Origin of the sequence: Achromobacter sp. SD115 (assembly GCF_017355315.1) — a bacterium.
GTDB lineage: Bacteria > Pseudomonadota > Gammaproteobacteria > Burkholderiales > Burkholderiaceae_B > Achromobacter > Achromobacter xylosoxidans_B.
This window is the reverse complement of sequence record NZ_JADIJM010000003.1, coordinates 100007-125765: the sequence shown is the minus strand read 5'-3', so window position 1 is coordinate 125765 and position 25759 is coordinate 100007. Positions and strand designations below refer to the sequence as shown.

Annotated in this window: 29 protein-coding genes; 18 read left to right on the top strand and 11 right to left on the bottom strand. The window is 67.3% G+C overall.

Annotated elements, in window-relative coordinates:
- Positions 1–68 precede the first annotated feature (68 nt).
- A complete protein-coding gene (locus tag IPU70_RS05225) occupies positions 69–1040 on the top strand; it encodes a LysR substrate-binding domain-containing protein (protein ID WP_207465519.1) in 972 nt (323 codons plus the stop codon).
- Between the two features lie 9 nt (positions 1041–1049).
- On the opposite strand, the gene phnN is transcribed toward IPU70_RS05225, so the two are convergent.
- From phnN to phnF, 4 genes are all read right to left on the bottom strand, one after another.
- Positions 1050–1628 (bottom strand): phosphonate metabolism protein/1,5-bisphosphokinase (PRPP-forming) PhnN, encoded by a 579-nt coding sequence (gene phnN, locus IPU70_RS05220; protein WP_013395692.1) that lies wholly within the window; start codon positions 1626–1628, stop codon positions 1050–1052.
- The gene (locus IPU70_RS05215) at positions 1625–2368 is read right to left on the bottom strand and encodes a DUF1045 domain-containing protein (RefSeq protein WP_207465517.1); all 744 of its coding nucleotides are present in this window, start codon (positions 2366–2368) and stop codon (positions 1625–1627) included. Before IPU70_RS05215 ends, phnN begins: the two co-directional genes overlap by 4 nt.
- Before the next feature lie 2 nt (positions 2369–2370).
- Positions 2371–3570 carry an alpha-D-ribose 1-methylphosphonate 5-triphosphate diphosphatase gene (locus IPU70_RS05210; protein ID WP_207465516.1) on the bottom strand — a complete coding sequence of 400 codons (1200 nt, stop codon included), beginning with the start codon at positions 3568–3570 and terminating at the stop codon, positions 2371–2373.
- Positions 3571–3673: 103 nt separating this feature from the next.
- Complete coding sequence (gene phnF, locus IPU70_RS05205) at positions 3674–4396, bottom strand: phosphonate metabolism transcriptional regulator PhnF (RefSeq protein ID WP_013395689.1); 723 nt, start codon at positions 4394–4396, stop codon at positions 3674–3676.
- Between the two features lie 184 nt (positions 4397–4580).
- Here phnF and phnG point away from each other — a divergent pair, with 184 nt between their 5' ends.
- The 9 genes from phnG (at position 4581) to IPU70_RS05160 (ending at position 11510) form a co-directional block, all read left to right on the top strand.
- Positions 4581–5051 (top strand): phosphonate C-P lyase system protein PhnG, encoded by a 471-nt coding sequence (gene phnG / locus IPU70_RS05200; RefSeq protein WP_207465514.1) that lies wholly within the window; start codon positions 4581–4583, stop codon positions 5049–5051.
- Position 5052: 1 nt separating this feature from the next.
- Complete coding sequence (gene phnH / locus IPU70_RS05195) at positions 5053–5670, top strand: phosphonate C-P lyase system protein PhnH (RefSeq protein WP_207465513.1); 618 nt, start codon at positions 5053–5055, stop codon at positions 5668–5670.
- Between the two features lies 1 nt (position 5671).
- The gene (locus IPU70_RS05190) at positions 5672–6787 is read left to right on the top strand and encodes a carbon-phosphorus lyase complex subunit PhnI (protein ID WP_207465512.1); all 1116 of its coding nucleotides are present in this window, start codon (positions 5672–5674) and stop codon (positions 6785–6787) included.
- Complete coding sequence (locus tag IPU70_RS05185; protein ID WP_207465511.1) at positions 6784–7677, top strand: alpha-D-ribose 1-methylphosphonate 5-phosphate C-P-lyase PhnJ; 894 nt, start codon at positions 6784–6786, stop codon at positions 7675–7677. Before IPU70_RS05190 ends, IPU70_RS05185 begins: the two co-directional genes overlap by 4 nt.
- Entirely contained in the window at positions 7674–8450 is a 777-nt protein-coding gene (gene phnK / locus IPU70_RS05180) for a phosphonate C-P lyase system protein PhnK (RefSeq protein ID WP_013395684.1), read from the top strand. Before IPU70_RS05185 ends, phnK begins: the two co-directional genes overlap by 4 nt.
- Positions 8451–8452: 2 nt before the next feature.
- Positions 8453–9175 carry a phosphonate C-P lyase system protein PhnL gene (gene phnL / locus IPU70_RS05175; RefSeq protein ID WP_207465510.1) on the top strand — a complete coding sequence of 241 codons (723 nt, stop codon included), beginning with the start codon at positions 8453–8455 and terminating at the stop codon, positions 9173–9175.
- Positions 9175–10374: an alpha-D-ribose 1-methylphosphonate 5-triphosphate diphosphatase gene (locus tag IPU70_RS05170; RefSeq protein WP_207465988.1), complete on the top strand. Its 1200-nt coding sequence runs from the start codon at positions 9175–9177 to the stop codon at positions 10372–10374. Before phnL ends, IPU70_RS05170 begins: the two co-directional genes overlap by 1 nt.
- A 21-nt stretch (positions 10375–10395) precedes the next feature.
- Entirely contained in the window at positions 10396–10938 is a 543-nt protein-coding gene (locus IPU70_RS05165; protein ID WP_207465986.1) for an MOSC domain-containing protein, read from the top strand.
- A gap of 137 nt (positions 10939–11075) precedes the next feature.
- Entirely contained in the window at positions 11076–11510 is a 435-nt protein-coding gene (locus IPU70_RS05160; RefSeq protein WP_013395680.1) for a hypothetical protein, read from the top strand.
- A 13-nt stretch (positions 11511–11523) separates the two neighbouring features.
- On the opposite strand, the gene IPU70_RS05155 is transcribed toward IPU70_RS05160, so the two are convergent.
- Together IPU70_RS05155 and IPU70_RS05150 are read right to left on the bottom strand one after the other, a co-directional pair.
- Positions 11524–11913, bottom strand: coding sequence for a hypothetical protein (locus IPU70_RS05155; protein ID WP_242702329.1), 390 nt, complete (start codon positions 11911–11913; stop codon positions 11524–11526).
- Positions 11914–12062: 149 nt separating this feature from the next.
- Positions 12063–13361: a dicarboxylate/amino acid:cation symporter gene (locus IPU70_RS05150; RefSeq protein ID WP_207465508.1), complete on the bottom strand. Its 1299-nt coding sequence runs from the start codon at positions 13359–13361 to the stop codon at positions 12063–12065.
- 358 nt (positions 13362–13719) lie between these two features.
- Between IPU70_RS05150 and IPU70_RS05145 the strand changes: the two genes are divergently transcribed.
- Together IPU70_RS05145 and fba are read left to right on the top strand one after the other, a co-directional pair.
- Positions 13720–14619: an SMP-30/gluconolactonase/LRE family protein gene (locus IPU70_RS05145; protein ID WP_207465507.1), complete on the top strand. Its 900-nt coding sequence runs from the start codon at positions 13720–13722 to the stop codon at positions 14617–14619.
- Between the two features lie 210 nt (positions 14620–14829).
- Positions 14830–15894, top strand: coding sequence for a class II fructose-bisphosphate aldolase (gene fba / locus IPU70_RS05140; RefSeq protein ID WP_013395676.1), 1065 nt, complete (start codon positions 14830–14832; stop codon positions 15892–15894).
- A 100-nt stretch (positions 15895–15994) separates the two neighbouring features.
- Here the strand turns inward: fba and IPU70_RS05135 are convergent, their stop codons facing one another.
- Positions 15995–16450, bottom strand: coding sequence for a GFA family protein (locus IPU70_RS05135; protein WP_013395675.1), 456 nt, complete (start codon positions 16448–16450; stop codon positions 15995–15997).
- A gap of 262 nt (positions 16451–16712) precedes the next feature.
- Here IPU70_RS05135 and IPU70_RS05130 point away from each other — a divergent pair, with 262 nt between their 5' ends.
- The 6 genes from IPU70_RS05130 (at position 16713) to IPU70_RS05105 (ending at position 22316) form a co-directional block, all read left to right on the top strand.
- On the top strand, positions 16713–17594 hold the full coding sequence (locus IPU70_RS05130) for a phosphoribosylaminoimidazolesuccinocarboxamide synthase (RefSeq protein ID WP_207465505.1): 882 nt from the start codon (positions 16713–16715) through the stop codon (positions 17592–17594).
- Positions 17595–18691: 1097 nt separating this feature from the next.
- Complete coding sequence (locus IPU70_RS05125; protein ID WP_013395673.1) at positions 18692–18850, top strand: DUF5993 family protein; 159 nt, start codon at positions 18692–18694, stop codon at positions 18848–18850.
- 10 nt (positions 18851–18860) lie between these two features.
- The gene (locus IPU70_RS05120; protein ID WP_207465504.1) at positions 18861–19433 is read left to right on the top strand and encodes a disulfide bond formation protein B; all 573 of its coding nucleotides are present in this window, start codon (positions 18861–18863) and stop codon (positions 19431–19433) included.
- Between the two features lie 100 nt (positions 19434–19533).
- Complete coding sequence (gene purE, locus IPU70_RS05115; RefSeq protein WP_013395671.1) at positions 19534–20055, top strand: 5-(carboxyamino)imidazole ribonucleotide mutase; 522 nt, start codon at positions 19534–19536, stop codon at positions 20053–20055.
- Between the two features lie 5 nt (positions 20056–20060).
- Positions 20061–21251, top strand: a complete 1191-nt coding sequence (locus IPU70_RS05110; protein ID WP_207465502.1) for a 5-(carboxyamino)imidazole ribonucleotide synthase — start codon at positions 20061–20063, stop codon at positions 21249–21251.
- Between the two features lie 12 nt (positions 21252–21263).
- Entirely contained in the window at positions 21264–22316 is a 1053-nt protein-coding gene (locus IPU70_RS05105; RefSeq protein ID WP_207465501.1) for an L-threonylcarbamoyladenylate synthase, read from the top strand.
- A gap of 10 nt (positions 22317–22326) precedes the next feature.
- Here IPU70_RS05105 and IPU70_RS05100 read toward each other — a convergent pair whose 3' ends face one another.
- The 4 genes from IPU70_RS05100 to IPU70_RS05085 are packed head-to-tail and all read right to left on the bottom strand — an operon-like array spanning position 22327 to position 25517.
- A complete protein-coding gene (locus IPU70_RS05100) occupies positions 22327–23154 on the bottom strand; it encodes an IclR family transcriptional regulator C-terminal domain-containing protein (RefSeq protein ID WP_207465498.1) in 828 nt (275 codons plus the stop codon).
- Positions 23154–23795: a 3-oxoacid CoA-transferase subunit B gene (locus IPU70_RS05095; protein WP_207465497.1), complete on the bottom strand. Its 642-nt coding sequence runs from the start codon at positions 23793–23795 to the stop codon at positions 23154–23156. The genes IPU70_RS05100 and IPU70_RS05095 overlap by 1 nt, the downstream gene beginning before the upstream one ends.
- Before the next feature lie 27 nt (positions 23796–23822).
- A complete protein-coding gene (locus IPU70_RS05090; RefSeq protein WP_207465495.1) occupies positions 23823–24503 on the bottom strand; it encodes a 3-oxoacid CoA-transferase subunit A in 681 nt (226 codons plus the stop codon).
- A 15-nt stretch (positions 24504–24518) separates the two neighbouring features.
- Positions 24519–25517, bottom strand: coding sequence for a tripartite tricarboxylate transporter substrate binding protein (locus IPU70_RS05085; RefSeq protein ID WP_207465493.1), 999 nt, complete (start codon positions 25515–25517; stop codon positions 24519–24521).
- Positions 25518–25759: the final 242 nt, after the last annotated feature.

The window sequence follows — 25759 nt, the reverse complement described above, 5'->3', positions numbered from 1 at the left end:
GGGACATGAAATAACTGGTTTTGTCTTTGTTGGCATAATTGAATAACCAATTGGTTATAGGAAAGATCGTGACCTGGGATGCCGCCCGTCTCGCCAACCGTCTCAAGCATCGCCACCTGACGTTGCTGATCGAGATCGCCAGGCACGGCTCGCTCACGCGCGTGGCGGCCGCGGCGGGCATCAGCCAGCCCGCCGTCACCAAGGCGCTCACGGAGATCGAGGACATCTTCGGTGCGCCGCTTTTCACGCGCACCGGGCGCGGCCTGCAGGCCACGCCGCTGGGCAACCTGGCCCTGGTGCGCGCGCGGCACATGCTCAGCGACCTGGACCTGTGGGCGCGCGAGGTCGAGGCCTTGCACGCCGGCCGTTCCGCGCATCTGCAGGTGGGCGTGGTGCCCTACGTGTCCAGCGCCTTGCTCACTGCGGCGATCAGCCGCCTGCACCAGCGCCACGGCGTCACGCTCAGCCTGCACCGCGCCACCACCGACCATCTGGTGCCGATGCTGCGGCGGCATGAACTGGATTGCATCATCAGCCGCGCCACCTCGACCGTGGCGCCGGACGACTTGATCCATCGCGTGCTGTACCGCCAGCGGCCGCGCCTGATCGCGCACGGCCGGCTCGCGCAGCGGCTGGCGCGGCGCGAACCGGATTGGGCCGCGCTGGCGGCGATGGACTGGGTGCTGCCGGCCGCCAATACGCCGACGCGGCAACTGATCGTGGAGCACTTCATCCGCGCCGAGTTGCTGCCGCCGTCGCCGGTGCTGGAGGCGTACTCCACCGACGTGATCGAAGGCATGCTGACCATGAACGAGGCGTTTATCTCGGTGGTGCCGGAAGACATCGCGCGCGAACTCTGCCAACGCGGCAAGCTGGGCATGGTGCCCTGGGACTTCGGCTGGGAGTTGCCGCCGATCAACCTGATCCGCCGCAAGCGCGAACAGCCGCTTGCGGCCGAGGAGCGGTTCTCGGACATTCTGCTGGATCTGTGCGGCGATGCCGCGGCGCCCTGGGCTCAGGGCGCGGGCGGGCGGCGCTGAACCGCGCCCTTACGCCGCAAGTTTTCCGCGCGCGATGTCCAGCAGCGTGGCGGCGGCCGTCTCTGGCGCCGCGTCGTTGCTGACACGCAGCAGTTGGCACTGCAGAGGCACGGGGAAAGGCTGTGTGGCGCGCGCCAGGCGCTGGGCGATCTGTTCCGCGCTTTCGCGGCCGCGTCCCGCCAGGCGGCGCGCGAGCTGGCCGGGGTCGACCGTGACTTCCACCGCCGTCAAGGCCGGGTAGCGCGAGTGCGCTTGTTCCAGGTGGGCGCGCGAGCCGTTGATGATGACCGCGGCGCCGCAGGACAGCCAGGCGTCTATCTCGATACCGATCCCGTACTGCAAGCCATGGCTGGCCCAACGCAATGCGAAGCAGCCCAGCGCGGCGCGGCGTCCGAACTCGTCTTCGGTCAGGCGCAGCGCGTCTTCGGTATCGCCGCTGTCGCGGGTGATGTAGCGATGGGCGACCAGCACGGGCTCGTCGCCGCGTAACTCCGCGCGCAGCAGGCGCAGCAAGGTGTCCTTGCCGCTGCCCGACGCGCCCATCAGGTAGATCAGCCGGGCGCCGTCGGCGGGAACGGAGGGCGTCATGCCGCTGCCGGCCCTTGCAGATAGCCGGCGCCCGCCGCGTCGGTGCTGGAGCCGTCAAAGCCGTAGTGCCGCGCCGCGACGAAGTCCGCGCCAGGCGTTGGCTGCACATAGACGCTGACGCCGGGCACGGCCATGGCCTGCCCGCGCAAGGGGGCGGCGAATGCGGCGATGCCGGCTTGCGCCTGGGCCAGCGCCTTGCCTTCCAGCTTGCCGGTCAGGGTGATGTGGAAAACGTAGGTGTCGAATACATAGGGATAGCCCCAGCGCGCCAGCATGGATTGCTGCTCCGGAGTCAGCGATTGCGGCTGGCGGCGGGCGGTTTCCTCGGCCGTGGGCGGCGCGCGCAAAGGGTCCAGGTCGCGCACTGCGGCCTCGGCCAACGCCTGGATCCGCGTCCGGCCTTGCGTGTCGGACGAGGCGATGCGCCAGGCCAGGAAGCCGCGCAGCGGCTCGCATTCCAGTTTCAGCGAGAACGGGCTGCCGTTGCCGGCCAACTGGCGCGCGGCCGCGTCGAGCTGCTGCGGACTGACGCCGGGGTTCAGGCGGAAGGGTGGCTTCAGCGTGGCGTGCAAGCCGTAGTGGCGCGGCGCTGCGGTCCAGGCGTGCGAGTCCGCGTCCTGCCCCGGTAGCGGCGGCAGCGCCTCGCCGGTGTCGGCGCAACGGCCCAGCCAGCGGCTGCCGTGTTCGCGCCAGGGGCCGGTGGGCGCCAGGTAGAGAGCGTAGCGATGGGCGAGCGGCATGGTCAGGCCGCCATGCGCTGGCCGTGGCCGTCGCCGAATGCGCGCGTGGCGTAGCGCAGTTCGCCGCCCACGATCGCGGCGCAGACGCGGGGCAGGCCCGGCACCTGATCGTCCACCACGATGGCATCGGCGATCAGTCCGGGCGCCAGGGCGCCGCGGTCCTTCAGGCCGGCGGCGCGTGCCGGATTCAAGGACACCAGGTCCCAGGCCTGCGCCAGCGGCAACACGCCGTCGTTGGCCAGCTTCATCACGGCGGCCAGCGGGGCAGGGTAGTAATAGTCGGACGTCAGGATGTCGCAGAGGCCGGCGCGGATCATGTCAGTGGCGCTGGGCGCGCCGGTGTGGCTGCCGCCGCGCACGACGTTGGGCGCGCCGAAGACCACGGAATCGCCCAGGTCGCGGGCCACGCCGGCAGCTTCGCGGGTCAGCGGAAACTCCGCCACGCCGCAACCCAGCTGGTGGTAGTAGCGGCGCGTGGCGGCATCGGGATCGTCGTGCGACGCCACCTTCAAGCCGGAATCCCGGGCGCAGGCGGTCAGTTCGCGCATGGCGTCGGCCACCGAATCGGCCGCCGACATGGCGGCGCGGATACGGTCCTGGAAGACATCGAGATCGCATTCGGCGCGGTTGGCGTACTGCATCAGCTTGCGCTCGTCGCCCAGGCGGCGCGCCATGCTGGGCAGGTGGTCGTTCAGCGCCAGGAAGCGCACGCGGCCGTCGCGTATCCATTGCTGGGCCGTCTCCAGGCCGCCCACGTGATGGGTTTCGAAGCGCAGGTGCACATAGTGCCGCGCGCCCATGATGTGGCGCATTCCTTCCAGCGCCTCGAACATGCGTTCGGCGTAGGCCTCGCCGCGCAATCCGCCTTCCCAAGACAGCGTGACGCCGTGGAACTCGGTGGTGATGCCGTTGGCCAGAAGTTGGCGGTCCACGTCGAACAAGGCGCTGTCATAGGGAAACGTCACGCTGGGCCGCGGCATGACGGCGCGTTCGAAGGCGTCGCCGTGCAGGTCCACGATGCCGGGCAGCACCAGCAGATTGCCTGCGTCGAACCAGGGCGCGCCCCGCGGCGCCACGGCGGCGGCGCCTTCGATCAGTCCGCCATGGAAGCGCAGGCTGGCCTGCTCGACGCCGCGCGGCGTCAGGATGCGTTGGCCTGTGACACCGGCCAGGGGCGAGGGGGCGTGCGTGTGTGTGTTCATGGCGTGACGTTAGCGGGATTGCATTACAACCAGATGTCTAGATGAGTTAAGCCGTATGGATGAGTGCTCCGCGCCGCCTGCGCGCGCAGGCGGCGCCTGTATGTCAGGTGTCGTCCGTCACCATCAGTTGCACCATGTCGCCGACGAAGCGGGCGACGCTGTATTGCAGCGGCGCGCCTTGCTGGTCCACGTTCAGGGCTTCTACTTGAAGAATGGGGCGGGTCTTGGGCTGGCCTAGCAGGCGGGCGATCTCGGGCGTGGGCAGCGCGGCGGTGATGCGCGACCACTTGCGCGTGTAGTCGCCGATGCCGTAGTGGGTGTAGACCTTGGAGATCGAGCGCAGGGAAGCCAGGCGTTCCGCGAAATCAGGGAAACGCTTTTCGTCGAAGAAGTGCTCCGACACGCTGATGGGGCGGTTTTCGGCCTTGCCCACGATCTGCACGCGCAACAGCGGCGCGGTACGGGTCAGGCCAAGGTGCTTGGCGATATCGCCCGCGCGCAGGCTCTGGCTGCCCAGGACTTCCTGGTGGCCCAGCATGCCCTGGCTGCGCAGGTTCTCGGAAAAACGCGTGCGCTTGCCGATGGCGTAGTCGATCGCGTGTTCCTGGACGAAGGTGCCGCGGCCCTGCTCGATGCGGACCAGGCCGCCTTGTTCCAGTTCGCCCATCGCGCGGCGGATGGTGTGGCGGTTGACGGAAAACTTGGCGGCCAGCTCGGGCTCGGACGGCAGCTGTTCGCCTGCCGCATAGAGCTTGTTGCGGATATCGTCCGCAAGCGCTTCGCCGATTTGCCGCCAGACGGCGATGCCGGAACCTCTTTCGACCATAGGGTGTGCTCGTGCTGTCACATCAGCTTCATGAAGAATGGCAGTGATTGTGCACCATGAGGCGGCCGCCGCAAAGGCGCTGCGGGCAGGCTGCAACTGTCATCAAAAATTCACGCCAGGCTGTTGAACTTCGTTTTCGAAGCGATCATACTCCATCCAGTCGTCTAGACGTTTAGAGGAAAAAATGGATCACCCCAAGACAGGGCAGGATGCGGCAGGCGCGCAACGCGCCGCCTGGATGCGCGTGCTGGCGCTGGCCGACCCGGCCGCGTTGGATGGCGCCTTTTGCGCGTTGACCGGCAAGCCGGAACACCGGACGCTGCGTCCGGCGCAGACCGGCATGGCCATGGTGCGCGCCCGCAGCGGCGGCACCGGCGCCCGCTTCAACCTGGGCGAAATGAGCGTGACACGTTGCGCGGTGACGATGGACGAGGGCGTGGTCGGCGTGGCGTATGTGCAAGGCCGCTCGCAGCGCCATGCCGAACAGGCCGCCGTGGCCGACGCATTGCTGCAACTGCCGGAATGGCATGACACGGTGCAGGCCCAGCTGATTCAGCCGCTGGCCCGCCTGCATGCGGAACGGATCGAGCGCCAGGCCCGCGTGGCGGCGCAGACCAAGGTGGAATTCTTCACGATGGTGCGAGGCGAGGACTGACATGCAACAACAGATACAAGCCGCCGCGGCCTCGGGCCGGGCGCTGCTCCCGGGGTTCGCGGACCCGGTCGGCGACGCGCAGGCCACGTTCCGCGCGGCGCTCGACGCGCTGGCTCATCCCGGACGCATCAACCAGATCCTGGCCGAAACCGGCGTGCCCGCCGGCCTGTCGCCGGCCATGACGGCGATGCTGCTGACGCTGGTGGACGTAGATACGCCGCTGTGGCTGCCGGAGAGCGTCAGCGCGGATGCAATTGCCTTCCTGCGTTTTCATTGCGGTTGCCCCATCGTGCCTTCGGCGTCGCTGGCGCGCTTTGCCGCGGTGCCCGCCGGCGGCAAGGCGCCGGCGCTGTCGTCCTGCCACCAGGGCGACCCGGCCTATCCCGATCTGTCCACCACCTTGCTGATCGAGGTCGAGTCTTTGTCGGAAGGAGAGCCCGCCATCCTCAGCGGGCCAGGCATTCAGAGCCAGCAAATCCTGAACGTGGCCGGGCTGCCCGAAGGTTTCTGGCGCGAATGGCGCATCAATCATCAACGCTTTCCGCTGGGCGTCGACGTGTTCCTGACGCAGCAACGGCGGATTTGCGCGCTGCCGCGCAGCACGCGCAAGGAGAACTGACATGTACGTAGCCGTAAAAGGGGGCGAACGCGCCATCCTCAATTCCTACCGCATGCTGGACGATTACCGGCGCGGCGACCGCGAAGTGCCCGAACTGAGCCTGGAGCAGATCCGCGAGCAGATGCCGCTGGCGGTGTCGCGGGTCATGGCGGAGGGCTCGCTCTACGATCCGCAGTTGGCGGCGCTGGCCATCAAGCAGGCCGCGGGCGACGTGATCGAGGCCGTGTTCCTGCTGCGCGCCTATCGCACCACCTTGTCGCGCTTCGGCTACACCCAGCCCATCGACACCGGCCGCATGCGCCTGCAGCGCCGCATCTCGTCCACCTTCAAGGATGTGCCGGGCGGCCAGATCCTGGGGCCGACCTACGACTACACCCAGCGCCTGCTGGACTTCTCGCTCGAAGCGCAGCGCGAGGCCGACGCCTTACCGCCGGGCGGCGAGGCACTGGACAGCGCCATGCCGCGCGTTACCGACCTGTTGGCGCACGACGACCTGATCGACGCGGAACCGGTGCCGGAAGGCGATCCCGAACCCTTCGACCTGACCCGCCAGCCGCTGGATTTTCCGGCCTCGCGCGCGGCCCGCCTGCAGAACCTGGCGCGCGCCGATGAAGGCTTTCTGCTGTCCATGGGCTATTCGACCCAGCGCGGCTACGGCAACACCCACCCCTTCGCCGCCGAGATCCGCTACGGCGCGCTGGAGGTGGAAATGCATATCGAGGAACTGGGATTCGCCGTCACCGTGGGCGAGATCGAGATCACCGAATGCCAGATGGTGAGCCAGTTCGCCGGCAGCGCCGAGGAAGGCCCGAAGTTCACCCGGGGCTACGGGCTGACCTTCGGCTACGGCGAACGCAAGGTTATGTCGATGGCGCTGGTGGACCGCGCGCTCAAGGCGCGCGACCTGGGCGAGCGCGCCGATTCCCCGGCGAACGACCACGAATTCGTGCTCTACCACAGCGACAACGTCGAAGCCTCCGGTTTCGTGCAGCACTTGAAGCTGCCGCACTACGTGGACTTCCAGGCCAATCTGGAACTGTTGCGGCGCATGCGCGCCGAACGCGCCGCGCCCGAGGCCGCGCGCACCGATCTGATGGACGAGGCGGTTTCCCCATGACTACGCAACACGCAACGGTCGAACGCGACGACCACTACAACTTCGCCTACCTGGACGAATCCACCAAGCGCATGCTGCGGCGCGCCTTGCTCAAGGCCGTCGCCATCCCCGGCTACCAGGTGCCCTTCGGCAGCCGCGAAATGCCGCTGCCCTATGGTTGGGGCACCGGCGGCATCCAGGTCACGGCGTCCATCATCGGCGCCCACGACGTGCTCAAGGTGATCGACCAGGGCTCGGACGACACCACCAACGCCATCAACATCCGCCGCTTCTTCGGCCGCGTCACCGGCGTGGCGACGACGGAGTCCACGCCCGCCGCCACCATCGTCCAGACCCGCCACCGCATCCCCGAGACGCCGCTGGCGGAAGGGCAGATCATGGTGTTCCAGGTGCCCATTCCCGAGCCGCTGCGCTGGCTGGAACCCAGCGAAACCGAGACTCGCACCATGCACGCGCTGGCGGAATACGGCGGCATGCACGTCAAGCTGTACGAAGACATCGCCCAGCATGGCCACATCGCCACCACCTACGACTATCCGGTCATCGTGAACGGCCGCTACATGATGCGGCCTTCGCCCATCCCCAAGTTCGACAACCCCAAGCTGGACGGCAGCCCGGCGCTGATGCTGTTCGGCGCGGGCCGCGAAAAGCGGGTCTACGCGGTTCCGCCCTATACCTCGGTGAAAAGCCTGGATTTCGAGGACCATCCGTTCCGCGTGGAGACCTGGAGCGAATGCTGCGACCTGTGCGGATCGCGCGAGAGCTATCTGGACGAAATCATCCTGGACGACGCCGGCACGCGCCGCTTCGTCTGCTCCGACACCGAGTACTGCAACGACCGCCAGGCGCGGCAGGGCGCGCAACAATCCAACCAGGAGGCTGCGGCATGAACGCCCAACCTTTGCTTTCGGTGCGCAACATGACGCGCACCTGGGACGGCGTGCACGGCTGCCGCAACGTCAACTTCGATCTGTATCCCGGCGAAGTACTGTGCGTGGTCGGCGAGTCCGGCTCGGGCAAGAGCACGCTGCTGTCGGCCGTGTCGTACCAGACCCGGCCGGATGCGGGCAGTGTCTGGTACGACACCCGTGATCAGGGTTTTACCGACCTGGCCGCGTTGCCGGGCGCGCGCCTGCGCCTGCTGTCGCGCACCGATTGGGGCTTCGTGCGGCAGAACGCCAGGGACGGTCTGCGCATGCAGGTCAGCGCCGGCGCCAATATCGCGGAGCGGCTGATGGCCGTGGGCGATCGCCACTATGGCGATCTGCGCCAGGCCGCGGGCAACTGGCTGCAGAAGATGGAGATCGACGCGGGCCGGCTGGACGACAGGCCCACCTCGTTCTCGGGCGGCATGCAGCAGCGCCTGCAGATCGCCCGCAACCTGGTTACCCATCCCCGCCTGGTGTTCATGGACGAGCCCACCGCCTCGCTCGACGTGTCGGTGCAGGCGCGCCTGCTGGACCTGTTGCGCCAGTTGGTGGCCGACCTGGGCCTGGCCGCCATCGTCGTGACCCATGACCTGGCCGTGGCGCGCCTGCTGGCGCACCGGACCCTGGTCATGCGCGGTGGCGAGGTGGTCGAAAGCGGCCTGACCGACCAGATCCTCGACGACCCGCAGCATCCCTACACCCAGTTGCTGGTGTCTTCCATTTTGCAGAGCTGACCATGCCTGAAAAGACTCCCATGATCGAGGTGCGGGGCCTCGGAAAGATGTTCACCCTGCATAACCAGGGCGGCATGCGCCTGCCCGTGCTGGAGTCGGTCGACTTCGACGCGGCTGCTGGCGATTGCCTGGTGCTGGCGGGGCCGTCCGGCACCGGCAAGAGCACCTTGCTGCGCTGCCTCTATGGCAACTATCTGGCCACCGAGGGCAGCATCCGGGTGCGCTGGAACGATGCATGGGTGGAGCTGGCCGGCGCGCCCGAGCAGCGCATCCTGGCCCTGCGCCGCGAGGTCATCGGCTACGTCAGCCAGTTCCTGCGCGTGATTCCGCGCGTGTCGGCGCTGGACGTGGTGGCCGAGCCGCTGCGTGCGGCGGGGGTGGATGCCGACGAGGCCCGCTCCCGCGCCGCGACCCTGCTGCAGCGCCTGAACGTGCCGCCGCGCCTGTGGGGGCTGGCGCCCGCCACCTTTTCGGGCGGCGAGCAGCAGCGCGTGAACATTGCGCGCGGTTTCATCGCCCGCCATCCCATCCTGTTGCTGGACGAGCCTACCGCGTCGCTGGACGCCGACAACCGCCAAGTCGTGATCGCGCTGATCCGCGAGGCCATGGCCGAGGGCCGTTGCCTGCTGGGGATCTTCCACGACGCCGAAGTGCGCGACGCCGTCGCCACGCAGACGCTGGCCTTGCGTCCCGCCCAACCCGCCCTGGCCGACCTGGAGCAATGATGCAAAGCACCTATCTCACCCATGCCCGCGTGGTGCTGCAGGACCGCGTCCTGGAAGACAGCGCCGTGCTGATCGACGATGGTCGCATCGTCGCCATCGAACCTGCCGGCGCGCGCGCGGACCGCGAGATCGATCTCTGCGGCCAGACCTTGCTTCCAGGGCTGATCGACCTGCATTGCGATGCCATCGAAAAGGAAGCCGAGCCGCGTTCACGGGTGCTGTTTCCGCTGGACTTCGCGGTGGCCCAGGTCGACCGCCGCAATGCCGCGGCTGGCATCACCACGCCGTATCACGCGCTGTCCTTCGCCAACAGCGAATGGGGCGTGCGCAACAACCAGACCGCGGCGGAAGTGGTGCGCACCGTGCGCGCCTTCCGCCAGCACAGCCTGGTCGACAACCGCGTCCATTGCCGCTATGAAGTCACCGACGCCACCTCGGTGGAGGTGTTGCGCGCGCTGATGGACGAGGGCGCGGTGGATCTGCTGTCGGTCATGGACCATTCGCCCGGCCAGGGGCAGTTCAAGACGCTGGAGTCCTATCTGCAGTACATGATGGGCAACCACGCCATGAGCCGCGAACAGGCCGAAGAAGCCGCGCAGGCCAAGACGCGCGCCAAGGACGGGGCGGTGACGCGGGTGGAGGCGCTGCTGTCGCATGCGCAAGGACTGGGCATCCCCACCGCCAGCCATGACGACGATTCGATCCAGCGTATCGCCACCATGCGCAACCTGGGCGTGGCCATGAGCGAGTTTCCGATCACCCTGGATACCGCGCGCGCCGCGGTGTCCTGCGGCCTGCCCACTATCCTGGGCGCGCCCAATGTGCTGCGCGGCCAGAGCCAGAGCGGCTCGATGCGCGCCATCGACGCCATCCGCGCGGGCGTGGCCAGCTGCCTGTGCTCGGACTACCAGCCGTCCGCGCTGATCGCCGCCGCGTTCACGGTGGCCGCGCAAACCGACCTGACCTTGCCGCAGGCGATTGGGCTGGTCACGCTGAACCCGGCGCAGGCTTGCGGCCTGTCCGACCGCGGGCGCATCGCGCCCGGCCAGCGCGCGGACCTGGTGGCGGTGGCGCAAGTGGGCGCGCAACCGCTGATCAGCCATACCTGGTCGGCAGGCCGGCTGGTATTCTCGGCGCACTATCCGCCGGCGCGCGCGAGCGCGCAGCGCGCGTCCGAGGCGCAGGCCCTGACCGCCTGAACCCATTCCTGGAGAGACATGATGCATCCCATCGTGACAGCCGTGGCCTGCAGCCCCGCGCACGGGTTCAGCAAGCACGTCGTGCCGGCGATCATGCTGTTGCGGGGGCTGGGGGTGGAAGGGGACGCCCACCTGGGGGTGACGGTCAAGCACCGCTCGCGCGTCAAGGCAGACCCCACCCAGCCCAATCTGCGGCAGGTCCACCTGATCCACGGCGAGTTGCACGATGAGCTGCAATTGGCCGGCTTCAACGTGGCCGAAGGCACCATGGGCGAGAACATCACCACCCGCGGCATCGATCTGCTGGGCCTGCCGCGCGGGGCGCGCCTGCATATCGGCGCGGACGCGGTGGTCGAGATCACCGGCCTGCGCAATCCCTGCTCGCAACTCGACAACTACCAGCAGGGCCTGACCGCCGCCGTGCTGGGCCGCCATCCGGACGGCAGCCTGATGCGCCGCGCCGGCATCATGGGGATCGTGATCGAAGGCGGGGCGGTAAGCGCGGGCGATCCGATCCGCGTGGCGCTGCCGGACTTGCCGCATCTGCCGCTGGAGCGCGTCTGATATCCGCGGACGCAGGGGCTGTCTGTCGCAAAAACATCGCCGGCAGGCGCAGCCGGGAGGCCGCGCATCTGGTTAAATGGCAAGAAAGGCGCGGCCGCGATTTCCGCGGCGCGCTGGCCCTTTTTCCGGAGTTCGCGATGGCACGATTCAATTTCACCCAGGATCCCGAGGAGCCCGATCTGTGGGCCGCGGAGAACGTCGCCGCCGGCAAGGGCCGTCCGCCCATCCACGTGATGGTCCAGACTGACGGCGAAGAGCCCGACAGCAGCGCGTCCAAGGTGGTCAAGGCCATCATTGACGACCTCGACGACCAGATCCTGGCCGCAGCCGAGTTGCTGCTGGAAAACTATTCCTACGAGCACTACAAGAAGCTCGGCCTGGACGACAACCAGCTGCCCCAGGAAGAAACCGCCGAAGCCATGGCCCAACACGCCGTGCTGCGCGCGCTGTGGCTGTTCGACGAAGACGGCGACGGCTACGAGCTGTGGTTCACGCTGCCCTGGGACCCGGTGCATACCTACGACGTGGAATTCGAGGACGGCGCGCCCGTCTCATGCTCGGTCAACGACTAAAGGGGTACAGGCCCTAGGGGCGTTGCTGGCGTTCCAGTTCGAACTTGGTCGCCTGGCTTTGCCCCAGCGAATCGTCGTAGCGGTAGAGCATTTTCAGGGACTTGCCCTTGCGCACGGTGTCGGCGGCGATGTTCTCAAGCACCACGTCGATCTCGCGGCCGACGAATTCGGTGCAGTCGGTATCGGCGCGGGCGCCTTCGGGTATGTCCGCGTTCCTGACCTTCAGCCTGAACGTCAGCTGCGTCAGTTCCGTGCCATCGGTGCGGAACTGGCGCATCAGAACCGGCAGGTTGGCCACGGTACCGCCTAACTCGCAGGAAATGCGGGTCCAGGCGTATGTAGCGGGTGTGGCGGACATCAGGGCGGCAGCCGCCAGGGCGCAGCGCAGGCTTAAGCGTTTCATGGCATGAGAACTGAGCGTGGCGCCCATGCGCGCCGCGCCGGGATCGGGAGCGAAGGGTTTCTATGTTGCTCCCGGCCATGGCGCCGGTCAAGCTGGCGCAAGCCATAAAAAAAACGGGCCATGCGGCCCGTTTTTCAATGCCTGTCGCTTCAGGCGTTCTGGCTCGCGGCCTGGTCCGGGCGGGCTTCATCCGCAACGGCGGGCTGGCTTTCAGCCGCGTCCTCGCGATTGCCTTCCAGCTTGGAAATGACGGCGGTGGCCAGGCTGTTGCCGACCACGTTGGTGGCCGTGCGGCCCATGTCGAAGAACTGGTCGATGCCCATGATCAGCAGCAGGCCGGCTTCGGGCAGATGGAACATCGGCAGCGTCGCCGCGACCACCACGAGCGAGGCGCGCGCCACGCCGGCCATGCCTTTGCTGGTCACCATCAGCACCAGCAGCAGGGTCAGCTGCTGCGTAAAGCTCATCTGGATGTTGTAGGCCTGGGCGATGAACAGCACCGCGAACGACTGGTACATCATCGAGCCGTCCAGGTTGAAGGAGTAGCCCAGCGGCAGGACGAAGCCCGAGATGCGCTTGGGTACGCCAAAGCGGGTCAGCGCTTCGATGGTCTTGGGATAGGCCGATTCGCTGCTGGCCGTGGAGAAGGCCAGCAGCGTGGGTTCCTTGATCAGGCCGCCCAGGCGGAAGGTGGACTTGCCCAGGAACAGGTAGCCCACGCCGAACAGGATGGCCCACAGCAGCGCCAGTCCCAGGTAGAACTCGCCTATCAGCTTGCCGTAGCTGACCAGCACGCCCAGGCCCTCGGTGGTGATGGCGGCGGCCATGGCGGCGAACACGCCGATGGGCGCGAAGCGCATCACGTAGTCCGTCACCCGGAACATGATCTTGGCCAGCTCGTCGATCAGGTTGTAGATGGTGTTGTGGCCCTTGCCGCGGATGAAGGACAGGGCGGCGCCGAAGAACAGCGAGAACACCAGGATCTGCAGGATCTCGTTGTTGGCCATGGCTTCGGCGATGCTGCGCGGGAACACGTGCGTGATGAAGGCCTTGAGCGTGAAATCGCCGGTCTTCAGCCCCGAAGTCAGGCCCGCGTCCGGCAGCGCCAGGTTCATGTGCGCGCCGGGCTGGAAGATGTTGACCAGCGCCAGGCCCAGCAGCAGCGACAGCGCCGAGGCGGCGATGAACCAGACCATGGCGCGCATGCCGATGCGGCCCACGGCGCTGGCGTCGCTCATGCTGGCCAGGCCGGTCACCAGGGTGGCGAAGACCAGCGGCGCGATGATCATCTTGATCATGCGCAGGAAGATGTCGGTGATGAGACTGAAGTACGAGGCGATCTGCACCGCCTCCTTCTCGCTCTGCGCGTACCTGTGGCAGAAATAGCCCACCACGATGCCCAGCACCATGGCGATGCCGATATAACGCGTCAGCTTCTTAGTGTTCATGATCAAAACGGAAAACGGCGATCGTTTGCCTGGCCCGGGAAGGCGGGCGCGCCGGCATGGAGGCGGGCAAGAGGATCCGGAGACGGAATGCCAGGGCTGGCCGCGAGGCTCGGGTTTACCCTTGGGGCGCGATCTTAACGCCGCGCACCTGACGCGCAGTTGTCAGATCGGGGACGGATGAGGCGGTTTTCTTGGGTCGGCGGCGCAAGGCGGGCGATACCGAAGTTGTATCAATTTGGCACCGCTGCACTATTGCCCGCCACCGTGCCAGAATGGTCCAGCCCCGGCGCCCGCGAGAGCGCAGCCGGGCGACGCGAACAACAGGCCCCTGCGCGGGGCCGCAAGAGGAGACCAGGCAATGCCGAAACGCGAACTTTCCGTGCTGACGTCCGGATATACCTACCTGGAGGGGCTGCGCTGGCACGAGCACCGCTTGTGGGCGTCGGACTTCTACACCGAGCAGGTCATCGCCGTGGACCTGGACGGCAAGGTCGAGCAGATCTGCAAGGTGCCGCAACAGCCGTCCGGGTTGGGCTGGCTGCCGGACGGCCGCCTGCTGATCGCGTCCATGAAGGACCGCAAGCTTCTGCGCCGCGAGGCCGACGGCACGCTGGCCGTGCACGCCGACCTGTCGGCGCTGACGGGCGGGCCGGTCAACGACATGGTCGTGGACGCGCAGGGCAGGGCCTATGTGGGCAATTTCGGCTTTGACCTGATGGCCGGCGAACCGGTCCGCAATACCGGCATCGTGCGCGTCGATCCCGACGGTTCCGTGCGGAAGGTGGCCGATGGCCTGTGCTTTCCCAACGGCTCGTTCATCACGCCCGACGGCAAGACCATGATCGTCAACGAAACCTTCGGCAACCGCATTTCCGAGTTCGACATCCTGGCCGACGGCGGCCTGGGTCCGCGTCGCGACTGGGCCGATTTCGGCCCCTTGCCGGCCAGCGGCGACCTGGGCGTGCTGATCGCCGCTTCCGCCATCGGGCCCGACGGCGGCGCGCTGGACGCGGAAGGGGCCTTGTGGGTGGCCGACGCCATCGGCAAGCGCATCGTGCGGGTGGCGCGCGGCGGCAAGATCCTGGAGCAGATCGACACCGGAGAATTCGGCATTTTCGCCGCCGCCCTGGGCGGAGCGGACGGCCGGACCCTGTTCATGGCCGCCGCGCCCGATTTCATCGAAGCCAACCGGCGCGCCAGGCACGAAGGCCGGATCCTGATGACGCGGGTGGACGTCCCCCACGCCGGGCGGCCTTGAAATAGGCCAGCGCCTCGCCGCGGAGCCCTGGCGGCTCCGCCGCGCCCTCGGTCCTTCGGGGGAGTTGCAGGCCGGCCTGAGCCTTTCGTGCTCATCTGAATGGACCGGATACGGGCGGTTGCAAGACCTTTCGTCGAATCCCCCGTAAAATCACGCCATTCAGCAAGGCTTCAACCATCTTTCAATAGACAGTACTTAGGAGGACCACTCATGGCCCTAGTCTCCATGCGCCAGTTGCTCGACCACGCCGCCGAGCACGGTTACGGCATTCCCGCTTTCAACGTCAACAACCTGGAACAGGTCCAGGCCATCATGGAAGCCGCTGCGGAGACCGACAGCCCGGTGATCATGCAAGCCTCGGCCGGCGCGCGCAAGTACGCGGGCGAAGGCTTCCTGAAGTACCTGATCCAGGCCGCTGTGGAAACCTATCCGCACATCCCCGTGGTCATGCACCAGGACCACGGCCAGTCGCCCAAGATCTGCCAAGGCGCCATCGACCTGGGCTTCTCCAGCGTCATGATGGACGGTTCGCTCAAGGAAGACGGCAAGACCATCGCCGACTACGACTACAACGTGGAAGTAACCAAGAAGGTCGTGGACACCGCCCACAAGCTGGGCGTGACGGTCGAAGGCGAACTGGGCTGCCTGGGTTCCCTGGAAACCATGGAAGGCGACAAGGAAGACGGCCACGGCGCCGACGGCAAGCTGACCATGGACCAGCTGCTGACCGACCCGGAACAAGCCGCCGACTTCGTGCGCCGCACCCAGCTGGACGCCCTGGCCATCGCCATCGGCACCAGCCACGGCGCCTACAAGTTCACGCGCAAGCCCACTGGCGACATCCTGTCGATCTCCCGCATCAAGGAAATCCACGCCCGCCTGCCGAACACCCACCTGGTGATGCATGGCAGCTCCAGCGTGCCGCAGGAACTGCTGGCCGAGATCCGCGAATTCGGCGGCAACATGAAGGAAACCTACGGCGTGCCCGTCGAGGAAATCCAGGAAGCCATCAAGTACGGCGTGCGCAAGATCAATATCGACACCGATATCCGTCTGGCCATGACCGGCGCGATCCGCCGCTTCTTCGCCGAAAACCCGGAAAAGTTCGATCCGCGCGAATACCTGAAGCCGGCCCGCGCCGCCGCCAAGGCGATCTGTGTGGCTCGCTACACCGAGTTCGGCACCGCCGGCAACGCCAGCAAGATCAAGGCGCTGCCGCTGACCGAGATCGCCGCGCAATACGCGTCGGGCAAGCTGGCTCAAGTGGTTCAGTAAGCATCCGCGGCAGGCGCGTGACGCCAAAGGCGTCCGGCGCCCGCGTGCAAAAAAAGAGCGGTCCGCCCAGGCGGACCGCTCTTTTTTTCTGCGCCGCGGGCTATGGCGCAGGCGAATTGCGGGGGAAGTGCGGCACGCTGCGGTCCACGTGATGCCAGGACGGGGCCGAGTCGGTCCAGAGGCTGGCGCGGGCGTGGAACGCTTCCGGATCGTCGAGCGAGCCGGCCCGCACGATGTCATAGCCCATGCCCGCCGAATTGCCGAATAGCGGGGTGCCGCAGTCCGTACAGAAGCTGCGCATGACGGTATGGCCGGATTCGCCGCGGTAGCGGTGCTCCTTGGGACTGCCGCGCAACAGCGTGATGGAGCCGGTCGGGAAGATCAATGCATGGGCCGGGGCGCCGCCGCTGGAATACTGGCAGTCCCGGCAATGACAGGTCGCCGCCGTGATGGGTTCATCGGTGATGGCGTAGCGGACGGCGCCGCACTGGCAACCGCCTGTCAGGTGCACTTGCGCGTCGGCGTGGGCGCTGCGTTTGGGGGAAGCATCCTGCATACGACTCTGTCTCCGGGCTTGGGGTCAGCGCCGTGACGCCAGAGGCGGCCGGCGCGCATCATATAGGAGGCCAGAGCCTAACCCGGCCACCGGGCGGCGTCGAGGGGAGGCCCGGCAAAACCTGTCCATTTGCAGTAACCTATGCCCTTCGCAAGACCCGCGCGCGTCGCCGGCCTTGCCCGCAGTTCCCGGATTCCGTTCTACTTCCCGCCCTGGCGCCTGCCCGTGGCGGGAATCTTCATTATTGCCATAGGCCATTCCCGTGACTTCTGCTTTGCATCAATCCAGCATCAAGTCCTTGCCGCTGCTGGGCCGCGGTAAGGTGCGCGACATGTACGCGGTGGGCGACGACAAGTTGCTGATCGTCGCGTCGGATCGTATCTCCGCTTTCGACGTGATTCTTGACGACCCCATCCCCGGCAAGGGGCAGGTGCTGACCGAACTGACCGAGTTCTGGCTGCAGAAGCTGGCCCACATCCTGCCGAACCACTCCACCGGCATCAAGGCCGAAGACGTGGTCGCGCCGGATGAAGTCGACCAGGTGCGCGGCCGCGCCGTGGTGGTCAAGCGCTTGAAGCCCATCCTGGTGGAAGCGGTGGCCCGGGGCTACCTGATCGGCTCCGGCTGGAAGGACTACCAGGCCACCGGCTCCGTTTGCGGCATCAAGCTGCCCGCCGGCCTGCAGCAGGCCAGCCAGTTGCCCGAACCCATCTTCACGCCCGCCGCCAAGGCAGAATTCGGCATGCACGACGAGAACGTGGACTTCGCCCACGTGGTCAAGGAAGTCGGCCAGGAAATGGCCGAGCGCATCCGCGACGTGACCCTCAAGCTGTACGCCGAAGCCGCCAGGTTCGCGGCCACCAAGGGCATCATCATCGCCGATACCAAGTTCGAATTCGGCCTGGACGACGATGGCACGCTGTACCTGATGGACGAAGTGCTGACGCCCGATTCCTCGCGTTTCTGGCCGGCCGACGGCTACCGCGTGGGCATCAGCCCGCCCTCGTTCGACAAGCAGTTCGTGCGCGACTGGCTGGAAACCCAGGCCTGGGACAAGACCCCGCCCGCGCCGCGCCTGCCGCAGGACGTGCTGGAAAAGACCGCCGCCAAGTACCGCGAAGCCCTGGACCGCCTGGTCGCCTGAACGCTGCCGGCCAAGGAAAGCCCGCTCCTAGTGCGATCCGGATTTGGAAAATCCGGATCGCACTTCGGTTTTGTGAGGTAGGGTTCTTGAGTCGCCGGCGTCCGGACTGCGGGATTCCGATGCTCGCCCCAGTGGGGCTGCGCTTCGGATCCCTCCGCCCGGCCCCCGGCTCACGGCATCTGCCCATGAGCGGGATCCAAAACCAACGCATTGGGCAATTGCCAGCCGAGGACCCCGGAGTCATCCGAAGCGCAGCCCCACCGGGGCGAGCATCGGAATGGCGCAGGGCAGCCTCGGCGGCTAAAGAACCCTGACATCCGCAAGCTCAAAGCGCTGCCGCTCCTCACTTCGGTTCTGTGAGGTAGGGTTCTTGAGTCGCCGGCGTCCGGACTGCGGGATTCCGATGCTCGCCCCAGTGGGGCTGCGCTTCGGATCCCTCCGCCCGGCCACCGGCTCACGGCATCTGCCCATGAACGGGGTCCGAAACCAACGCATTGGGCGATTGCCAGCCGAGGACCCCGGAGCCATCCGAAGCGCAGCCCCACCGGGGCGAGCATCGGAATGGCGCAGGGCAGCCTCGGCGGCTAAAGAACCCTGACATCCGCAAGCTCTGAGCCCTACCGCCCCGCACTTCGGTTTTGTGAGGCGGGGTTCTTGAGCCGCCGGCGTCCGGACTGCGGGATTCCGATGCTCGCCCCGGTGGGGCTGCGCTTCGGATCCCTCCGCCCGGCCACCGGCTCAGGACATCCGCCCATGAACGGGGTCCAGAACCAACGCATTAGGCGACTGCCAGCCGAGGACCCCGGAGCCATCCGAAGCGCAGCCCCACCGGGGCGAGCATCGGAATGGCGCAGGGCAGCCTCGGCGGCTAAAGAACCCTGACATCCGTAAGCTCGAAGCCCTGCCGCTTCGCTCCCTGGAAGTTGGATTGACGTCCAACTTCCCGGGGGGGCGGTTCAGATGGAGCGGGTTTTTTCGCCCCGAAAGCGCCTGCCCTGCAAGTGTTATCAGGGCTTTCGATAGGATTTATTGCGAATTGTGACGTTATAATTCCCGGCTGCTTGCATGGGGACGTTCCCCAGAAAGGAGCTCCCAGCATGGTAATGATGTTGCCTTTCCTGACTGGCCTGATCGCGGTGTGGTTCGGCATGCTGGGCAGACGCCGCCCCTGCGTGACCTTCTGGCTGCTGACGCTGGCGCTGTTCGCCGCCTGGTGCCAGTACCACATGACCAGCCCGCTGGCCTTGTCGTTCTGAGGGCGGGGCGATGATCTTCTCCCGTAATCCCGCGCGCGGCTCGCGCATCCTCAACGGCCTGGCGCTGCTGGGCGTTACCGGCGCCCTGGGCATGGCCTTCTTCTGGCAACTCGCTTACGACGAGTTGCCTTGCCCGCTATGCCTGTTGCAGCGCGTGGCGCTGATGCTGGCCGGCATGGGCTTTCTGTTGAATATGCGCCTGGGTCCGTCGCCGCTGCACTACGCAATGAGCATTGCGGGCGCGCTGGGCGGCCTGCTGGCCTCGGGCCGGCAGGTGCTGCTGCACATTGCTCCTGGCGATCCGGGCTACGGTTCGCCGCTGCTCGGTCTGCACTTTTACACCTGGGCGTTCATTGCCTTCATCGCCATCATCGTGTTTTGCACGGTGATGCTGGCGGGCGACCGCAAGTGGGGCGACAACATGCTGCGCAAGCCGGTATCGGTGCTGGGCGTGCTGGTCATGGCCCTGTTTTTCCTGATGGCGCTGGCCAACGTCGGCAGCACCACGCTCGAGTGCGGTTTCGGGCCTTGCCCGGACAACCCCACCAGCTACCAGTGGCTGAATTCCCCCTCCGCCACATAGCCCAGCGCCAGCGCCGGGTAAAATACCGGGTTTCGCGGCATCCGTCCGCGGTCCTTTGACTCTCCGCGGCCCTGCGCCGCGGTCTTCTACGACACCGGTTATGACAGCCAAGACTTCCGCAGCGGCAGAGGCCACCCCCGTGGTGGGCGTGATTATGGGTTCTTCCAGCGATTGGGAGGTCATGAAGCACGCGGTCACCATGCTGGAGGACTTCGGCGTGCCCCATGAGGCCCGCGTGATCTCCGCGCATCGCATGCCGCAGGACATGGCCGAGTACGGCGCCGAGGCGCATGCGCGCGGCCTGCGCGGCATCATTGCCGGCGCCGGCGGCGCGGCGCACCTGCCGGGCATGATGGCGGCGTTGACCGAAGTGCCGGTGTTCGGCGTGCCGGTCCCGTCCAAGTACCTGCGCGGCGAGGATTCGCTGCTGTCCATCGTGCAGATGCCCAAGGGCGTGCCGGTGGCCACGTTCGCGATCGGCGAAGCCGGCGCCGCCAATGCGGCGCTGCACCTGATCGCCACCCTGGCGGGCACGGATGCCGGCTTGCACAAGAAGCTGGTGGCGTTCCGCGCCCGCCAGACGCAAGCCGCGCGCGACATGAAGGTTCCGCCCGAGGCCTGATCAGAATGACTCAATCGACTGCTTTCATGATTGCTCCCGGCGGCTGGCTGGGATTGCTGGGCGGCGGCCAACTGGGCCGCATGTTCTGCCACGCGGCCCAGAGCCTGGGCTACCGGGTTGCAGTGCTGGATCCGGCCGCCGAATGCCCGGCGGGCATGGTGGCCGACCTGCACATCCAGGCGGCCTATGACGACGAGGCCGGCCTCGAGCGCCTGGCGCAGACCTGTCAGGCCGTCACCACGGAATTCGAGAACGTGCCTGCGGCCAGCCTGCGCACGCTGGCCACGCGCTGCCGTGTCAGCCCGGCCGGCGATGCCGTGGCCATCGTGCAGGACCGTATCGCGGAAAAGACCTTCATCGCTTCGCAGGGCATCGCTGTTGCGCCGCACGCCGCCATCCGCAGCGAAGCCGACCTGCGTGCCGCGCCGCAAGGCCTGTTTCCCGGCATCCTGAAAGTCGCCCGCCTGGGCTACGACGGCAAGGGCCAGGCCCGCATCGACACGCGCGAGGAAGCGCTGGCCGCCTTCGCCGAATTCGGTGGCGTGGCCTGCGTGCTGGAAGCGCTGATGCCGCTGGACTACGAAATCTCGGTGGTGCTGGCGCGCGGCTTCGACGGCGCGAGCGTGGTGTTTCCCGTGGCGCGCAACGTGCACCGCGACGGCATCCTGGCAGTGTCGACCGCCGCCCCCGTGCAGCAGGACGCGGCCCACGCCGAACGGCAGGCCCGCGCCACGCAGGCCGCGCAAGCCATCGCCCAGGGCCTGGGCTATCACGGCGTGCTGTGCGTGGAATTCTTCGTGCTCAAGGACGGCAGCCTGATCGTCAACGAGATCGCGCCGCGTCCGCACAATAGCGGCCACTACACCATGGATGCCTGCCTGACGAGCCAGTTCGAGCAGCAGGCGCGCGCCATGGCCGGCCTGCCTCTGGGCGGTTCCGACCTGCTGGCGCCTGCCGTCATGCTGAACATCCTGGGCGACATCTGGTATCCGTCGGCCACCGCCACCGCGCAACGCGAGCCCGACTGGGCTGCCGCGCTGGCCGTGCCCACGGCCAAACTGCACCTGTATGGCAAGCGCGAAGCGCGCCGCGGCCGCAAGATGGGCCACGTCACGATCGTGGCGCCCACCCTGCAGCAGGCCCGCGACGACGCCGCCCGCGTGGCGGCGGCACTGGGCATGCAGGCTCCCGAGTAAAGCGCCGATTCCATGACTTCCTCGTCCCCGACCGCTTCCGCCAGCGCCGCGGAGATCGCCCACGCCGCGCAGCGCATGCTGGACGGCGAGCTGGCCGCGTTTCCCACCGAGACCGTGTACGGCCTGGGCGCGGACGCGGAGAACCCGCAAGCGGTCGCCAAGATCTACGCGGCCAAGGGCCGGCCTTCCAATCATCCCGTCATCGTGCACATCGCGCCGCAAGGCGATCTGTCGTACTGGGCGGCGGAGGTGCCGCAAGAGGCGCGCCTGCTGATCGACGCCTTCTGGCCCGGTCCGTTGACGCTGATTCTCAAGCGTGCATCGCACATTGTCGACACAGTCAGCGGCGGCCAGGACAGCATCGGCATCCGCTGTCCCTCGCATCCCGTGGCCCAGGCGTTGCTGGCGGTCTTTGCCGCCGGCAAGCCCAACGGGCAGGGCGGGGTCGCGGCGCCCTCGGCCAACAAGTTTGGCCAGGTGTCGCCCACGCGCGCCGAGCACGTGCGTAGCGAATTTCCCGAGGAAGTCGCGGCCGGCATGCCGGTGCTGGAAGGCGGCGCTTCGGAAGTCGGCATCGAATCCACCATTCTGGATCTGTCGCGCCTGGACCGTGGCGCTGGCCCCGTGCTGCTGCGTCCTGGCCACATCAGCGCCGCGCAGATCGAAGCCGTGCTGGGCGTGCAGGTGTTCGCGCCCGACGCCGCCGCGCCGCGCGCCTCGGGCACGCTGAAGGCGCACTACGCGCCGCGCACGGCGCTGGAGCTGGCCACCGACGCGCGTCTGCGCGACGTGGTGCAGGGGCAGGGCCTGCCAGAGGGCAAGGTGGTGGTAGTCGCTTACGGCGATCGTCCCGCTGCGCTCGATGCCCGGGTGCAATGGCAAGCCGTGCCCGCCGACCCGGCGCGCTATGCGCAGGCGCTCTACGGCCTGCTGCGCGACCTGGACCAGCAGGGCTACGCCCGCATCATCGTGCAGGCGCCGCCCGCCACCGACGACTGGCACGCCGTCAACGACCGCATCGGTCGCGCCGCCGCTGCCTTCACGCTGGATACGACGGATCTGTGAGGCTTGCGCCTCAGGCCGCGAGAAACTCCCCGATGCGCTCCACCGCCTGCCGCAACGGCGGCAGGAATTCCTCCGTCAGCCGGTTCAGCGGCACCCGCGCAGCCTTGACGCTGACGTTGACTGCGCCGCAGGCCTTGCCGCTGGCCGAGCGCACGGCCACGGAAATGGCGCGCACATTCAGTTCCAGCTCCTGGTCGACGACCGCATAGTCCTGCTCGCGGATGTGGGCAAGTTCCGCGCGCAGCCCGTCTTCGGAGATGATCGTGAATTCGGTGTAGGGCTGCAGCTCCGTCGCGGCGAAGTAGCGGGCCAGCGCCGGTTCCGGCAACTGCGCCAGCAGCACCCGCCCGATGGACGTGCAATAAGCCGGCAGTCTGCTGCCCAGCCCCATCGAGGTGGCCAGCAGGCGCGTGACTTCGGAGCGCGCCAGATACAGCATTTCGTGGCCTTCCATGATGGCCAGGGCGCAGGTCTCGTTGATGGTGGCGCTGAGTTCTTCCAGCACCGGCTGCGCCAGCGAGACGAAGGGCGTGGACGAGAAATAGGCGTAGCCCAGGCCCAGGATGCGCGGAGTCAGCACGTAGAGCCTGCCGTGCTGCTCGGCGATGCCTAGCAGGATCAGGGTGTGCAGGCAGCGTTGCACCACGGCGCGCGGCAGGCCGGCGCGGCGGCTCAGTTCGGCCGCGGTCTGCGGATGGCGGCGCGTGCCGAAGGCGCGGATCACATGCAGGCCGCGCGCCAGCGTCAGCATGTAGTCCGGATCGCCGCGCAACTGGTCGGGATGATCTTCCGCCGCGAGCGGCGCGGCATAGCCGGGCGGGGGAAGATTGGGCCGCATCAGGCTGCGCGCAGTGGCGCGCCGGTGCGCGCCTGGAGGGCTGAGAGGGTCATGCCGTCGATCATATCCCGAACCAGCAGCCCGTCCGGCGTGACCTCGATGACGGCCAGGTCGGTATAGATGCGATCCACCACGCCGGCGCCCGTCAGCGGATAGGTGCAGCGCTCGACGATCTTGGGTTCGCCGCTCTTGCTGTTGTGTTCCATCATGATGTAGACGCTGCGTGCGCCCACCGCCAGGTCCATCGCGCCGCCCACGGCCGGCGCTTCGCCCGGCTTGGCCAGCGACCAGTTGGCCAGGTCGCCGTTGGCGGCGACCTGCATGCCGCCCATGACGCAGATGTCCAGGTGGCCGCCGCGCATCATCGCGAACGAATCCGCGTGATGGAAGTAGGCGCCGCCTGCGAGCAGGGTCACGGGCTGCTTGCCGGCGTTGATCAGGTCCAGGTTGACGTCGGCCTCGGCGGGCGGCGGCCCCATGCCCAGGATGCCGTTTTCGCTGTGCAGCACGATCTCGCGGCCGGCGGGCAGGTGCGCGGCCACCAGCACGGGCATGCCGATGCCGAGATTCACGTAGCTGCCGTCGGGGATGTCCTGGGTCAGGCGGCGCGCCATGGCCTCGCGGGTCAGGGGTTGGAACATGCGGATTCCTTCTGGAGTGAACAGGCCCTAGCTGGAGAAGGCGGCGTTGGCCACCTGGGTGACGCGGTGGACGAAGATGCCCGGCGTCACCACCGCCTCGGGCGGCAATTCGCCCAACGCGACTTTGGCGCGCACCTGCACGATGGCGGTCTTGGCCGCCATGCACATGACGGGGCCGAAGTTGCGCGCGCTCTTGTTGTAGGTGAGATTGCCCCAGCGGTCGCCCAGATCGGCCTTCACCAGCGCGAAATCGCCATGCAGGGGAAGCTCGAAGACGTGGCCGCGGCCGTCGATCATGCGCGTTTCCTTGCCGCGTGCCAGTTCGGTGCCATAGGCCGTGGGCGTATAGAACCCGCCCAGGCCGGCGCCGGCCGCCCGCAGGCGTTCGGCGATGGTGCCTTGCGGCACGCATTCCAGCTCGATGCGGCCTTGGCGGTAGAGCTCGTCGAAGACCCAGGAGTGCGAGGCCTTGGGAAACGAGCAGATCACCTTGCGCACGCGCCCGGCCTTGATCAGCGCGGCCAGGCCGGTCTCGTGGTTGCCGGCGTTGTTGCTGACCACGGTGAGATCGCGCGCGCCCTGCGCGATCAGCGCATGGATCAGTTCCGTGGGCATGCCGGCGCCACCGAAGCCGCTGATCAGCACGGTGGCGCCGTCGTGGATGTCCGCGACGGCGGACGCGGGCGTGTCGTAGAACTTGTCGATCATGGTGGGGTTCCGCCTTCAGTCCACGGTGATGCGCGCCTGCTTGATGATCCCGGCGTAGCGCGTCGAGTCCGTCTTCATCAGTTCCGCGAATTGCGCGGTGGTACCGCTGGCCGGCAGGAAGCCCGCGTCCAGGAACTTCTGCTTGACGTCGGGTTCCGTGACGATTTCGCTGATCTCGCGCGCCATGCGCTCAATGATGGGCGCGGGCGTGCCGGCGGGCGCCATCAGCCCGGCCCAGGACCCGGTGACGAATCCGGGCAGGCCGGCTTCCTCCATGGTGGGAATCGAGGGTTCGGTGGGCCAGCGTTGTTTGCCGGTGAACGCCAGCGCCTTCAGCCGGTTCTGCTTGACGTACTGCATGGGTACGAGAATGGGGTCGAACACCATCGAGACCCGGCCACCCAGCAGGTCGGCCAGGATGGGGGCGCTACCCTTGTAGGCCACGTGCGTCATCGTGATCTTGCTTTGCAGCGCGAAGTCGGCGCCGGTCAGGTGCGCGCTGGAACCGTTGCCGCTGGAGGCATAGGTGAGCTTGTCCGGGTTCTTGCGGGCGTATTCGACCAGCTCGGCCACCGTCTTGACCGGTATTTCCTCCGCCACGAACAGGAACAGAGGCAGGTCCGCCATCTGCACCACCGGCGTCAGGTCGGCGGGCTTGTAGCCCAGTTTGTAGAGATGGAAGTTGATGATGTAGGCCGGAAGGATGGAAAGAAAGGTGTAGCCATCCGCCTCCGCCTTGGCGGCGATGGCTGAGCCCACGCTGCTGTTGGCGCCGGGGCGGTTTTCGATGATGATGGTCTGCTTCAAGCGCGGGCCGAGCTTGTCCATCACGATGCGGGTAACGATGTCGGTCGAGCCGCCGGGCGTGTACGGCACGATGACCTTGATGGGCTTGCTGGGCCAATCATCGGCCGCATGGACGGCGCCGGCGGCCAGGCCGGCGGCCGCCAGGGCCGTGCCCAGCAGGGTCTTGAGGGTGCTGCGGCGGGACTGCAAGGTGCTTGCATGGGGCATGGGTTGGTCTCCTCCATGAATCGGCCGCTATCGGAAGCGCGGCCGTTATTTTTGAGAGATCGCGGCGCCGGCAGCGGCGGGCCCGGGACGCGAAAAAAGTATGGCACCAAGGCAAGCGCCGATCGCGACCCGGCGGACGGATAAAGTTCGTTCACCGGACAGCTCGGCAACCTTCTGGAACAGCGGCCTGTTCTGCGGGTTTCCACTAGGTGCGCTTGCGTTGTTCACGCCGTGGACATCGC